Genomic DNA, 14,867 nt, shown 5'->3' with positions numbered 1-14,867 from the left:
TTTTATTTATAAATGATAGGTTCTATTCAATGTTAGATTCCGCCTACCAAAATGCAAGATTACGAAAAAAAAATGAAGAAAAAAACACTATTCCGAATGGTTATGAATAAGGTGTTGTCGGATAGTGTTTTAGGGAATGATATTCAGCATATAAATTTGCACTACTCCGTAACTCTATGGTTTAGTTGTTCGTTAAATTAAGCATTCAGTTTGTGGGTAGAGGAAAAGTATTATTGGGAAATGTGAGGTAAAAGCCTTATTCCTAGTGGTCGAATTGGAGAAATAATTGTAATTTTGTAATTAATTAATCTTTGATGAAGAAAGGAAAATGAGATTTTTGCGAAAGCTTTTTAAATATATATTGAGAATTATCCTGGTTCTTTTTTCATTGATAGTTCTTGTCATGATTCTTTTATATGTTCCTGCCGTCCAGAATTTTGTGAAAGGGCAGGCGGAGCAGTACGTGAATAATAATTTGGACATGAAACTGTCGGTTGGCCGGATTCTGTTGAAATTTCCACTTGACTTGGCTGTTGAAAATATTTATCTGGGACAGACGGAAAAAGACACGATGCTGTATGCCGATGTGATTCAGGTGAATGTTGCATTGACAAAACTTTTAAAGAAGGAAGTTGAAGTTCGTCGTTTAGTCGTGGAGAATGCAGCGGTTAATTTCGGGGACTCTCTTTCCGGATTGAAAATGAATGTCGTTTTGAAGGAACTGAATCTTCGGGTGGATCGGTTGAATCTGTCCCAACAGGAGGCAGAGATCCCTTTCGTTGCTTTAAAAGGAGGAAAAATCCGGATGAATTTGGGCGATGGGGAGTCTGCGGTTGATACAACCGGGGGGAGTGAGCCGGTTCGCTGGCGTTTTAAGGTTGGAGAGGTAACAATCGATAGCGTTGATTATCAGTTACAGGGGCTGCCTATGGGGGAATTCCATGCTGGGGTGGGAGAGGCTCGACTGCAAGGAATGGATGTCGGTTTGGAAAAACAGACTGTTGAGCTGGAGAAAATCATGTTGGTTCGTGGTTTTTGCGATTTACTGATGGCAGAATCTACGGGGGAGCAAAGTGGGGCAGGGGTGGCCACGGAAGAAAGTATGCCTTGGCAAGTGCGGGTGGGGACGGTCGAGTTGGAGGATAATCGTTTTTTGATGAAACCGATGAGTGTCCCTGTTGACGCGGAGCGGTTTCCGGAAACAATTCGTATATCAGCGCTTTCGTTGAAGGTGGATAGCGTGTTCAATCGGGGAACTGAGGTGGCGGCAATTGTTCAAAATTTACGTTTCAAGGAAGGAAATGGATTAGATTTGAGAGATTTGTCTTGTCGGGTCAGTTTGGAAAGTGAACAGACTAACGTGTCGAATCTGATTTTAAAAACGAGTAATAGTCAATTGAAAATGAATGTTCGGGCGGAATCCGGGATAAGTGATTTCGGCATGGAAACTCCTTTTCAGTTATCGATTGATGGAAATATTGCCGGGCGGGATGTGCTATTATTTATGCCGGACTCCAATGATCAGTTAAATAATTGGTTATCGGATAAAGTTTTTTCTTTGTCAGGATTGATAAAGGGTAAGGTCGATCAGTTGAATATTGCTCATTTTGATGTTGGTGCAACGGGAGGTTTTTCTTTGAGGAGTGAGGGGAATGTAGCATTCGTGACAGATATGGAAAAGGTTGCGGGAAAATTGGATATAGCGTTTGTCGTTGATCGGGGAGAGTATTTCGCACCTTTATTGTCAGGGGATGGGGAGGCCGGATTGGTTATTCCGGATCATCTGTCATTAGTGACCGATGTTAATATTGCGGAACAGACGGCAAAAGTGGATATGGAGTTGAATCCCGGACATGGGATATTACGTGCTGTTGCGGGCTATGGTTGGAAAGAAAATATCTATCGTGCAGAAGTTCATTTGAAAGATTTCGCTTTGGATAAATTCATGCCGAATGATTCGTTGGGGGCGATCACGGCTAATCTTTTGGCATCGGGCCGGGGCCTTGATTGGAAAGAGGCGATGGCGAAAGTGGATTTTGAATTAGCCTCCTTATATTATAACGGGTACGATTATAAAAATGTCGTTTTGGATGCGGCATTGAAGGATCGGGAGTTAACCGGGGAACTATGGAGTGATAATCAGGAATTGAATTTGGGAATGAAATTCCGGTTATGGGCAGATGAGAACGCGTACAAGATAAATTTGAATGGAGATATTAAAAATGTAGATCTGAAAGGATTACATTTTATGTCGGAAAATATGGCTTTTTCCTTGGGACTGAATGTTGATGCAGAATTGAAGGCGGACAGTACATCGTCTTTACGAGCTAATTTTTCGAATATTGTTTTGCAGGATCTTGCTACCCGTAAGTTGGGAAATCTGGATATTACTTTTTCCGGTTTGCGAAACAAGACGTTGTTGGATGTCAAGGCGGGAGACTTGACCATGAAGTTTGAAGGGGATGGTGGAGGCTACACGTTAGTCGATCGTTTTAGTGCAGCTAGCGGATTGTTGGTTGAGCAGATTGAGAAACATGATTTTAACATGGTGAAATTGAACGAACTGTTACCTGATTTCCGGTTAACCATAGATGCCAAGCAAGAAAATATATTGAATGGTTACCTGAAAAGTAACGGAATTCGTTTTGAACGAATGGCTATAGATTTAGGGACAGATGTTTCCCATGATTTCGGGTTAAGTTCAAAGGTTTATGGATTGAATATCGAGGGAATCGTTCTGGATAGTGTGTTGATGTATGCAAAACAGAAGGACGTGGCTTTACGTTATGGCGTGGATGTTTTCGGGGCTAAAGATCAATTGGAAGGATTGGCCCAGCTGACCGTGGAAGGAAACGTGGAGTATGATCAGATAAACGTGAGAATACGTGAACACGCGAACGAGGATGGGGAAATATTCAATATCGGGGCTAATATTGCTTTGCAGGATAGTGCTTTTAGCGTGAGTATTTCTCCCGATCCTCTTATCTTGGGGTATGTTTCATGGCAGATAAACCGGGGTAATTTTATTCGTTTGAAACAAGGGGAAATTCCGGCAGCTAACTTGCAATTGCTGAATGGAGACAAGCGGATTCGTTTGATTTCGGAAGAAGGTGCAGATCACAAACCGGCCTCCTTAATTGTCGACATTAAAGGTGTTGATTTAGGCGGTTTCTCTAAAGCACTGTCATTTATCCCGGATATATCCGGTTTGTTAGGGATTGATGTGCAGATGTATAGCAAAAATAACGTGATTGATGTTAACGGGACGGTCAATGTGGACGAATTTTATTACGGGAAAGAGCGTGTGGGAGATTTGGGATTAGGTATTAAATATCGATTGTCGCAACAGACAGAGCATGACGTGGATTTTTCCTTGTCGGTGGATGGGGTAAAGGCGCTTTTGACCAAAGGTAGATTAATGACAGGGGTTGAAGATAAAAATATGGCCTTGGATATAGACATCCCTAAATTCCCTTTGCGCGTTGCGGGAGCTTTTACTCCACCGGGTATAATGAAATTGGATGGAGACATGATCGGGGCTTTTCAGGTGAAGGGACAAATGGATCAACCATTGATAAATGGAGATTTGCGTTTCAAGGACGGAACCATAGAAGCTTTGATGATCGGGACGACTTTTAAGATAGATTCTTCGGCTATCGTGATTCATGATAATCTTTTGGATTTTAATCATTTCGGGTTGATAGCTCCTAATAAACAGCGATTAGAACTATTGGGAACGGTTGATTTCGCATCCTTCTCGGCCATAAAAATGGATGCCTCTGTTCAAGCGAAGAATTTCCAGGCCATGAAGGTGAAAGAAAATACGGAGACCATGGTTTACGGGAAAGTGTTTGTTGATCTCTCGGCAACCTTGAAAGGAATGCTGGATAATCTGAAGGTCAGGGGAAATATTAACTTGCTGGATAATAGTGAAGTCTATTACACGTTGAAATCTTCGCCTTTGGAATTGACGGACCGGAGTGCGGATGTCGTGCGTTTCGTTTCGTTCAGCGACACGACTCAATTGGCCGCGGCCGATGAGTTGCAGCAGGTTAGTTCCGTGAATCTGGATTTGCTCATGTCCGTGAATATCGCACCGTTAGTCGGGTTGAACGTGTTACTGTCATCGAACGGGCAGAACCGGGTAGCAATAAATGGCGGGGGAAATCTGACTTATACATTGAATCCGGTGGGAGAGACCCGCCTCGTGGGAAGATACGTTTTGACGAGTGGAATCGTTTCTTACGGTCTGCCGGTGATCGGGCAGAAGGATTTCAAGATACAAGACGGTAGTTTCGTGGAATGGACCGGGGATCTGGCTAACCCGACCTTGAATATAACGGCCGCAGAGACAATTTCGGCTAGCGTGACGGATGATAGCCAGAAATCCCGCCTAGTGACGTTCAATGCCATGATCAAGATTTCAAACACGTTGGAGAAGCTGGACATCACGTTTGATCTTGCTGCGGAAGGGGATATAACGATACAGAACCAATTAGCAGCGATGACTGCCGAGGAGCGCTCAAAAGAGGCGATGAACATGATGATTTACGGAACTTATTCCGGGCCGGGGACGGTGGCAAAGTCCAATGCCTCTGATAATGCCCTGAATAATTTCGTGGAAAACGAATTGAATCAATGGTCTCGGAAACATTTGAAGAACATGGATCTGACGTTTGGTATTAATACCTATAATCAAGTGTCAGAGGCAGGAGAATCCAAGAAAACGGATTATTCTTATCAATTTTCGAAACGACTGTTTAATAATAAGGTACGGGTGAAAGTCGGGGGGCGAATCTCCACGGATAATGACCCCGCGGCCGGGGGAGTAGAGGAGAATCTTGTGGATGACATTGCCATCGAGTACGTGTTTGGAAAGAATCCGAACTTTTTTCTGAAGATATTCCGGCACACGGGCTACGAGAGCGTCTTGGAGGGAGAAGTGACACAAACCGGTATCGGTGTGGTATTAAGAAAAAATTTCCAAAAATTCATGGATATATTCCGCCGTAAAAAGAAAGTACAAGTAGAATCCAAAATAGAACCGATAGAAAATGAAAAGTCTGGGAAATAGTTTATTTGTTATTATAGTATTCATGCTATTGGGTAGCTCTTGTTCTCAGACGAAGAGGTTGACCGAAGGCGAGGTGTTATACACCGGGGTGAAAAAGATGAATATAGAGACTGCCAAAGGGGTAAAATTGGAGGGACCGAAAAGTTCGGCTATTTCCGGGCCGTTAGGTTTCCCGCCTAATAACCCGTTGTATGCTCCTTACATACGTTCCCCGTTTCCGGTTGGGTTGTGGGTGTATAATTGGAACGTGAAGAAAGAGAAGGGATTAAAACATTGGTTATACAAAAAATTGGCCAAGAAACCCGTGTTAATCTCTGATGTACAACCGGAACTACGTTTGAAAGTGGTGGAGAATGCTGCCAGTGAATACGGTTATTTCGGGGTGAAATCCAGTTACGAGATTATTCCGAACAAACGGAATCCCAAGAAAGCGAAAATCAGTTATAATGTTTACGTGCCGGAAGCTTACTTGCTGGGAACTGTTGAATTTTGGGGCTGGACGGGGAGAATGGATAGTCTGATACAGAGAACGCAACGGGGTTGCTTGCTAAAATCCGGGGCAGAGTATAATTTGTACACGATGGAAGATGAGCGAACCCGGATAACTAAAATGTTCCGGAATAGTGGGTATTATTATTTCCAATCGGATTATATCGAATTTTTGGTCGACACGACACGGGAAAGACGGGTAGCAGATGTCCGTATTGCTTTGAAACATGGTATCCCGGCGGTAGCCTTGCAACCGTACAAGGTGGGAAACGTGGAACTTGTACTGGAAAATTCCGATCAGTCAGAAACTCAAGATACCTTGTCTTATAAGGGGATAGAGGTGAAATATACGAAACCGTTGGACGTGAAGCCCAAGGTTCTCGCTCGTTCCATGCATTTACTTCCCGGAGACACTTATTCGTTCTGGCGACAAAATCGAACGCAAACGAGTCTGGCCCGGCTTGGAATTTTTAAATATACCAACTTGAATGTGACCCGGGCGGATAGCGTGAAAAAGTCCGGTTTCGGAAGTCTAGACTTTAGTATTAATGCTGTGTACGACTTACCGATAGAGACGGAAATAGAAGTAGATGTTTCCTCTAAATCCAATAATTTGCTCGGACCTGGTTTGTCGTTGGGAATAACGAATAAGAATTTATTCCGGGGCGGGGAGAACCTGACCTTTAAGTTGAATGGGGCTTACGAGTGGGAAGTTGGGGATAAAAAGACAAATTCAAATTCCGGGTTAATCAATTCTTACGAGTTAGGAGTGAACGTCGGTTTGTCATTGCCTCGCTTGCTGGTACCTAACTTCCTGAAAAGTAGCAAGGATTTTGCCGAACGTACGAATTTCCAAATAGGAGTAGATTTTTTGAATCGCCATACTTTTTTCCGGATGCTTTCTTTCACGGGATCTCTCAGTTATGATTTTCAAAGCTCGTGGCGAGTGTATCATACGATAACACCTTTGAAGATCACGTACACCCATTTGTTGCAGACTTCGAAAGAGTTTGATGAAACGATGGAGAATAACCCGGCGATAGCGATGAGTTTCAAGAATCAGTTGATACCTTCCATGTCCTATTCGTACACTTATGACAGGGCGGCAACAAGACGGAATCCCAATCGATTGTACTGGCAGAATACGATTATGTCAGCAGGAAACATTCTTTCCGCCGTACAATATATCACGGGAAATCATCAGGGGCAAAACAAAAAATTGTTCGGTAATATCTACTCGCAATTCTTGAAATTAACCTCTGAAGTAATCGTGTACCGTAAAATAACGGAAACCTCTCTTCTGGCAACCCGCTTTATGGGGGGCATCGGTTGTGCTTACGGGAATTCCCGGGTGATGCCGTATAGCGAGCAATTTTATATCGGGGGAGCGAATAGTATCCGGGCGTTCACGATCCGGTCAATAGGCCCCGGTAGCTATCATCAGGAAAGCGATAACAAAACGGCTTATTTGGATCAGACGGGAGATATTAAATTGGAAGGGAACGTGGAACTTCGTTTCAAAATCATGTATCAACTGAATGGGGCTATCTTTTTAGATGCCGGTAACGTGTGGTTGTTGCGGAATGACCCGAAACGTCCGGGCGGAGAGTTTAAGTTAGCAGGTTTGTTAAAAGAGATTGCTTTGGGAACAGGTTTCGGCCTGCGTTATGACTTTGGTTTTATCGTACTCCGGGGTGATCTGGGAATTGCTTTGCATACTCCTTACAAGAATCCGGATAAGTCGGGATATTATAATATCCCCAAGTTCAAGGATGGTTTAAGGTTCCACTTGGCGATCGGTTACCCGTTCTAAAGAAAAATATTGGCGTGAGATGACTTGAATTGTCATGCTTTTATCGGCTTGATATTTCCTTTCGTACCCTTCTTTTGTTGATTATATTTTGAATGAAGTGAGAGTTAAGGGGGAGTTAAGTTATCAAGTAAGAGGGATTGACGTGTCCCCTAGGTTTTAAACCCGTTTAGCAACTGGCTTTGCTGTTTAGATAGAATATTTGTGAGATATTTGGAGTGGCCTATTTCCCCGTTACTTCCCCTTTATTTTGTTCCGGGTTTAAAATAAAAGAGCGTGCCATGCGGACACGCTCTTCTGGTGTGATTTCTTTTTCTAAAATTTTCCTGACAATTAGAATGCAAACATTACTCGTAATTGCAGTTGATGAAAATTCTCGTCATCCGGGAAATATACGTTACTCAAGTTAGCATATTGATATTCTCCCATGATTTTAATGTATTGATTGAAAGAATAATTCAATCCAAGTGTTACCGAGTGCATGGTCCCCCCGTCAATACTAGAAGAATAGGGGTAGTCTACAACTTTTCCGTTCGGGTAGAACTTGTGATTACCAATCAAGAAAATGTCCCCGTCAGTAATATCTGTTAAGTTCGTGCAAGAGTAGCGAGCTACGAGTTCCAAGCCGCCTTTGTCCCCCATGCCTTTTAATAAACCGTATTCGTCATCGTAGGTATAAGCTTTACCGCAAAGCAGGTAACCGAATTCCACGTAACCACCGTTCATGATCGTGGGACGTAATTTGTTTCCACTTCTCCATCCTTCAACATTTGTCCAACTTTGTTGGCCACCTAATTGACTTTCAAACAAGGTTTGATCATCACGGTCTTTCCATACTTTTTTCCAGATGAATTCTCCGCGAGCAAATACACGGTCGCTCTTGAATAAGAATTCGGGACTGATGGTGAAGGCATCTTTTGCCCAAGGAAGGTCACAACTTAAAAATTTAGTAGTTTCATCCACGTAAGTTTGCATATTGGCTGCCACGTGCATGTTCGTTTTATAAACGCCATCTTGGTAAACCTCTCCACCGTTAATTCTTTGGTAACGTAATCCTGTACCGAATTGTAAGGTGATGTTGTTATCGTTGATGGGTTTCCATAACCAACGTCCACTTAAGCTGAATCCCTGGTACCCCTCTTCTTGCTCGTTGTATTTCAGTTGAGAGAAAATACCTTGATCGGCAAAGAAATGTCTGTTGAAGAATTTGTAAGTAGCTCCCAGCGATCGGCCCGGATCCAATGCTTGGGAAACTGACGGACGGCTGATAAAGTGATAGTTATATGAACTAGTCATCATGCTCATACTTGACGGCTCGTTATAATAACCGGCTTTTACCAAGTGAATACCTTTTAAACTTTCTTTGAAGGTATATTGTGCGAATAGGTTTTTTTGGCTGAACTCGCCATTCCCGAAACCGAAGTCCGCGTAGATAAACAATTTCCCGTAAGTTAAAGAGGCATGAATACGAGCGTCCGTGATGGCAGCACCGGATTTCATCGGGGTCCATTCCGTGTGATAATAAGCTACGTCTGCAAACATACGACCACCGATGCTTGCTTTAAGATCGTTTTCTTTATTGACATATTTCAATAAAGGATTTACATCTTCTTGGGCTTTCACTGCAGTGGTAGATAACATTGCGGCTACCATCATGGCAGGTAATAATATGTATTTTTTCATTACAATAATCGATTAAAAATTATTTTTCGTAACCTAAATTATCCAGTACCTCGCGAGCATCAGGAATTTCTGTTGGTGCAGGAGATTTTCTGTAACCAAAGTCAACCATGTATTGAAGACTCATATCCGTGTGGTTCGTGAAGAATGCATCCAAGTAAGGAGCTTCGTAGCGGGAACCACCATCACTACCCCAGTTGTATTGGCCGAAATATTTAGCCATTTGGTCATAAGTATCGAATGAATACGGGTGATTCTTCATTTTTGCACGGTGAATCAAGTTGTGTTGCCACGGATAATTTAATTCAGGATAATTGTTCGGAGCTCCGGCAATGCAGGGTCCAATGAAATGTGCTTTGTATTTTACTGCCAAGTTGATGAAAGAGGCATATCCTTGAGGATCATCGTAAGTTAAGTCTGTCGCTCCGGTTCCTTTCCATAACAAGAAACACATTGGAACTTGACCATCAAATAGGTCGCATACGCGAGTTAAACTTTGTAACGAGAAAGTTTGAAGAATAACTTTTCCATTCGTGTTACCAACGTTAATTTTACCGTCTTTGTAGAAAGGATTGCTTTCAGGTTCTTCACCTCCGGCGATAATGTTCATGTTAAGCTTTTCAGCGAATCCGGTTACATTTTCCATTTTTAACTCGTTGTATACCATTTGTTCAAAGTTCGATGGATTTAACCACGGCTCTTTGAATTCGATATAAATTCCAGGGATGTTTCCACTCGTGCCGAGATCATCTTTAACATAGCCGAATCCATAACGAACAACTTTATCTTTTACACCGAAGTTTACCGGATTACTGAATTCTTCATTCGTTGCAACCATCGTTTTTACGACTCTTTCATTTTGGTAAGCATTTCCCCAGATATTTACATGACCCGTGGGTTGTGGGGCATCTTGAGCATATCTTTCCAATTTGAATCCTTTGGAATACATGATCAAGTCTTGAAGGGTAGAGATGTATTGATGATTTCTAGAAAATCCTGTACGGGCTTGTTCTTGACTAACAGCATCTTGATTGAACCAAGTTCCTGCATCCAAAAGCATCAATTCATAGTAAGTATAAGAACAGGGATAGTTGGGAACGAATGCTTTTTTATCCGCGTCAATCAACGAATCGATCTTTTGTGCGCTGTAACCTAAAAGGTCATAATATTCCCTTCTTGTTTTTTCCGGGAATCTTTCACCAAAAACATCTTCAATATTTGTGGTACGTTTTAAGTCCGTGTCATGCAAGGCTAGAATAACACCATCTTTAGAAACTTGTAAGTCTGCCTCCAGATAATCGGCGCCCATTTCACGAGCCCAACGGTAAGCTGCTTCGGTTTCTTCCGGAGTCCAGTACGTGGAACCACGGTGAGCTACTACTGCATATTGGGGAACGTAATCCCGCACTTTTTGTAATTCTGTTGATAGGGTGTCTACATGTACACGCTCAGAGTCAACAAACGTGTCGTTAAATTTCTGATTTTCGCATGACATGAAAGCCAAGGCTATGCTACATGCCATTGCAATTCTCCATGATTTATTAACCATAATTTATTAAATTTGAATTATTTGGTATTCATTATTTTCTATTTTGCACCAGGTATTGTTCCTCCTTGTAAGTAAAGCCGACGAAGACGATCGACAAGGCACAAGCAATAAGCAACAGCACGAATGTCCCGTCCCACCCAAAGGAACTTTCCGCCACGTATCCCATCACCACGTTCGCCAGGATAGCCGTCCCGAAGAAGTACCCGAAGAACCCGGTCAACCCGGCCGATGTCCCGGCCGCGTTCTTGGGAGCCAGGTCAAGCGCCTGCACCCCGATAAGCATCACCGGGCCGTAGATGAAGAAACCGATGGCGATCAAGGATAGCGTGACAATCATGTAGTTATCCGAGAACTGCCAGTAAAGGAAGATAAACAAGGCCACCAGGGCCATGAATATGATCGTCGTGATAGCGCGGCGTCCCTTGAACACCACGTCACTCAACCACCCGCAAACAAGCGTGCCCGGGATGGCGGCGAACTCGTAGGCGAAATAAGCCCAGCCGGCCTCTTTAATATCGTACCCTTGCGCCTCCTTCAAGTAGGTCGGGGCCCAGTCCAGGCAACCGTAACGAACCATGTAAACGAAGGCGTTAGCGATGGCGATAAACCACAACATCTTGTTATTCAGCACGTACTTGAAGAAAATCTCTCTCGTGGTGAGGACCTCTTCCTGTTTCTCGCTGTAATTCTTGGGGTAATCGTTCCGCCATTTCTCTATCGTCGGTAACCCGCAGGACTGCGGGGTGTCACGAATCAACACGTACGCCAGCAGGGCCACGAACAGGGCCACCGCCGCCGGGAAAATATAGGTACCAATGATAAAGTACTTTGAATTGTCCACCCCGTAGAACCACGACCCGAACCACATGGCCCCGTACACGGCCATCGGGCCCACGAGAGCGCCACCCACGTTATGGGCGCAATTCCAGATAGACATTTTCGTCCCGCGCTCCTTCACGGAGAACCAGTGAGTCATCACGCGGCCGCAGGGAGGCCATCCCATCCCGTTAAACCACCCGACCAGGAAGTTCAACACCGCCATGATCACGATGGAAGTCGTGCTTGCCCCGAACAGCTCGATCGGCACGGCCATGAACATCATGGACAGGGCCGCCAGTACCAACCCCAGGGGAAGGAACACCCGCGCGTTGCTACGATCCGAGACGCTCCCCATCAAGAACTTCGACAGGGCGTAGGCCACCGCGTTCAACGACAACACGATACTCAGCGATCCCTTGTCGAACCCGTAAGGTCCGGCGGGGTCTGTTAGAAACGGCATCGCCATCGAGAAGTTCTTCCGCACGATGTAATAGCCGGCGTAACCGATGAAGATGCCGACGAAAACCTGCCAACGCAGGCTCTTGTAAGTCGAGTCGATCTTACCTTCCGGTAATAAATCCTTGTGAGGTGCTGGTTTTAAAAAATTCCACATGTTATTAGATTTTTTATTGTAAAAATATTTTGTTATAAACACACTTCCACGTTTTTTTTGCTTTACGGACTTGTTCTATCCTCCCCCAAAAATACATTCTTGTATCGTGTTTCTTTGCCGATTCATAATTATCATTCTTTTAATGGACGCCGCACTTATTCCTTCCTCGAATGAAATCGAAATCGATTGCTTTCTTTTTCGCAATCACTTTGTTTCATTATGCAACAAATGTATGAGAATTGAATTTTAAAACAAAATGTTTTTCGAAAAAAAATCGTTTGGATTTTGATTTTAACACATTGATTTTCGATATATAATCAAAAATGCATTAGAGTGATGGAATTAAAATCACTCTAATGCATTGGCTAATATTGATATAGGATGTTCGCAACGTTTTGAGGTAGACATTTCGATTTGCCATTTGCATGTTTCGCAATCGGTAACCACGTAATCAATGTCAAGTGCTTCTATTTGCTTGAATAAAGGTTCTCCTATGTCTTGAGAGGTTTTATAATTCTCTTTTTTGAAACCGTAAGTTCCCGCAATACCGCAACATTGCGAATCTAATATGGTTAATTCGATATTCGGGATTAATTTCAACAACTCGATAGAATAGTAAGCCCATCCCAGTTTTTCCATGTGGCAGGGTGTGTGGTAGGCAACCTTGATTTTCTGCCCTGTTTTAAAATTCAATTTTGTTTTCTTTTGGCTTAACAAACGATAGATATACCGAGTAGCCAACTCCACGTCCTCACGAACATCAGCGTTATCAATATCCAACAAGTGGGGATACTCGTCTCGAATCGTAAACGTGCAGGTTGAAGAAGTTGCTATCACGGGTATTTTCTTCTCCAACACGGACTTCCGAATCGAATTTATATTCGTACGAGCCTGTTTTTGTGCTTGTTTGATCAATCCGTTGGAAATCAAGGCGACCCCACAGCACTTTTCTTTTTCTAGAAGTTGCACCCCGATACTAAAAGCATTCATGACCTTAATTAAATCTTTTCCCAGTTGAGGATTATTGTAATTCACGTAACACCCATGGAAATAACTTACTTGGCTTGGGTAGGCGGCTTGTTTCTCTGCGACTTTTTTATACCAACTTTCGAAAGTGCCGAAAGCGTATTTGGGGAACGTGCGTCGATGATCGATTTTCATAACCCCATCCAAAATTGCCTTCACTGGCTTTAGGCCCAAAGTTGTATTCACGATCGGGGCAAACGGGGTGGATAACGTTCCGACAAGATCTGTATTAGCTAGAATATAGTCCCGGAGTTTCGGTTGTTTTTTGCTATATTTAATTCGAGCTGCTTGGATAATGTCTCCGATTTTCACGTTCGAAGGACAAGCGACTTCACATCTTTTACAGTTAATACAATATTTCAAGGATTCATCATAGAAGTTGAATTTCTTCAACCGTAGGCGTTCTCCATCGGGGCCTGCTTGTTTGGGACCCGGATAATTGGGATTTACTGCTGCTACAGGACAATAAACGGTACAGATCGTACATTTGATACATTGTTCAAAATTGTTGTCGCTGATATTATTATGTTGTTGGAGATTCATGGCTTCTTTATTTACTTAAAATCTGTTCTGCTATATACATGGCACTCAAAATGGAAACTCCAGCCCCGCATCCCTCTTTCAAAGGATTGAATCCCTCAAGGATTGCCCCGGCTGCATAAAGATTCTCAAAGAGTTTGCCTTCTCGGGTACAACGGAACGTGCTGTCGGTTTTGATCCCGAAAGATTGATAAGGTTGTGTGTCAAACACGTCGCTGTTATACCATTGTGTCCTATTCGGGGTAAATGTTACATCGAGATCAAAAATTGGTTCGTATATTTTTTCTGTACTGGCAATCAATCCTTGGCTGAAATAACTTCCTGTGGCAAGAATAAAATTTTGTCCAACGAAAGGAATGTCCCCATGATTGAAAGAGTAAATCTGTGAAATCCTGTTTCCTTTTATGTCTGCGCGTAAAACATTATCTCCCAGCATGAAAACTCCTCCATTTTGCTGGAAAACAGAACGAAGTTTTTGTTGTGTATGTATACCAGGAACGGAAGGAGGAAGAGTTGGCAAGAGATAGATTGGCTTGTTGATTTCTTTTCGCAAGTAATCTACCACATCTTCCCGATTCAACCCCGTGATCGCGGGTAAAATAATTGAATCACAATCTCCGCTTTCCGCTTTTAGTATTCGGGCTAATTCTTCTATATTTTCCTGCTTGTCAAATACCCGGGCAATATTAACGGAGCGCATCTCTGTCGGATTCTTGCGCAAATTTTCAAGAGCCGGGAAATTGATAGAATGAATACTGCATTTGGCTCCCATTTTTAGGAATTCATCCGCGATGAATCGCGTGTAAAAATCAAGGAATCCCGTGATGTTAAAGATGCCCGGATGCTGGATTGGTAAGCATTTTTCGTTTTCGCTTATTAATAAATTTTTAAGCGTGAGCCAGGTGGGCTTCAATGTCCCCATTGGAGTCACTCGATAATGATTCTCTTCGTGATCCCCTTGGGTCGAAATTCCTGCATTTTTAAAAAATTCTTCCGCTTGTTGGGCTAATTCCTTAAACTTGGTTTCGCCAAGCTTGGCATAAGGATGCGTGGGAGCTTGTTTGACAAGTTCGCTTATCGCATCCAATGGCTTTTGGACGCTTGTCCCATCGGGTAAATTATTTAACAAATCAAATGAACCGGAAGAAAAATGCAAAGCACTTTGTCCCGATGATATGATAACACATCGCTGCCCCCGTTGGGACAAATAAATTCCACTGATTAAGCCGGATAAGCCACCACCGATGATGATTGTATCGAATTTCAT

Annotated in this window: 7 protein-coding genes; 2 read left to right on the top strand and 5 right to left on the bottom strand. The window is 43.0% G+C overall.

The genetic code is table 11. The features are described 5' to 3' along the window. Window positions 1–403: 403 nt before the first annotated feature. Complete coding sequence (locus F1644_RS07035) at window positions 404–5,074, top strand: translocation/assembly module TamB domain-containing protein (protein ID WP_158572058.1); 4,671 nt, start codon at window positions 404–406, stop codon at window positions 5,072–5,074. After that, window positions 5,055–7,376 carry a translocation and assembly module lipoprotein TamL gene (gene tamL, locus F1644_RS07030; RefSeq protein ID WP_118305547.1) on the top strand — a complete coding sequence of 774 codons (2,322 nt, stop codon included), beginning with the start codon at window positions 5,055–5,057 and terminating at the stop codon, window positions 7,374–7,376. Before F1644_RS07035 ends, tamL begins: the two co-directional genes overlap by 20 nt. Window positions 7,377–7,706: 330 nt before the next feature. Here the strand turns inward: tamL and F1644_RS07025 are convergent, their stop codons facing one another. The 5 genes from F1644_RS07025 to glpB form a co-directional block, all read right to left on the bottom strand. Next, window positions 7,707–9,056, bottom strand: a complete 1,350-nt coding sequence (locus tag F1644_RS07025; RefSeq protein ID WP_027201626.1) for a porin — start codon at window positions 9,054–9,056, stop codon at window positions 7,707–7,709. Window positions 9,057–9,075: 19 nt separating this feature from the next. After that, window positions 9,076–10,602, bottom strand: a complete 1,527-nt coding sequence (locus F1644_RS07020) for a glycerophosphodiester phosphodiesterase family protein (RefSeq protein ID WP_087421610.1) — start codon at window positions 10,600–10,602, stop codon at window positions 9,076–9,078. Window positions 10,603–10,633: 31 nt separating this feature from the next. After that, the gene (gene pgtP, locus F1644_RS07015) at window positions 10,634–12,034 is read right to left on the bottom strand and encodes a phosphoglycerate transporter protein PgtP (protein ID WP_317147148.1); all 1,401 of its coding nucleotides are present in this window, start codon (window positions 12,032–12,034) and stop codon (window positions 10,634–10,636) included. Between the two features lie 348 nt (window positions 12,035–12,382). After that, a complete protein-coding gene (gene glpC, locus F1644_RS07010; protein ID WP_118305837.1) occupies window positions 12,383–13,603 on the bottom strand; it encodes an anaerobic glycerol-3-phosphate dehydrogenase subunit GlpC in 1,221 nt (406 codons plus the stop codon). 7 nt (window positions 13,604–13,610) lie between these two features. Beyond that, window positions 13,611–14,867, bottom strand: a complete 1,257-nt coding sequence (glpB, locus tag F1644_RS07005) for a glycerol-3-phosphate dehydrogenase subunit GlpB (protein ID WP_118305836.1) — start codon at window positions 14,865–14,867, stop codon at window positions 13,611–13,613.

The sequence above is a fragment of the Butyricimonas paravirosa genome (assembly GCF_032878955.1).
GTDB classification, from domain to species: domain Bacteria; phylum Bacteroidota; class Bacteroidia; order Bacteroidales; family Marinifilaceae; genus Butyricimonas; species Butyricimonas paravirosa.
The sequence above is the reverse complement of the archived record's forward strand: the minus strand, read 5'-3'. Positions and strand labels throughout refer to the sequence as shown.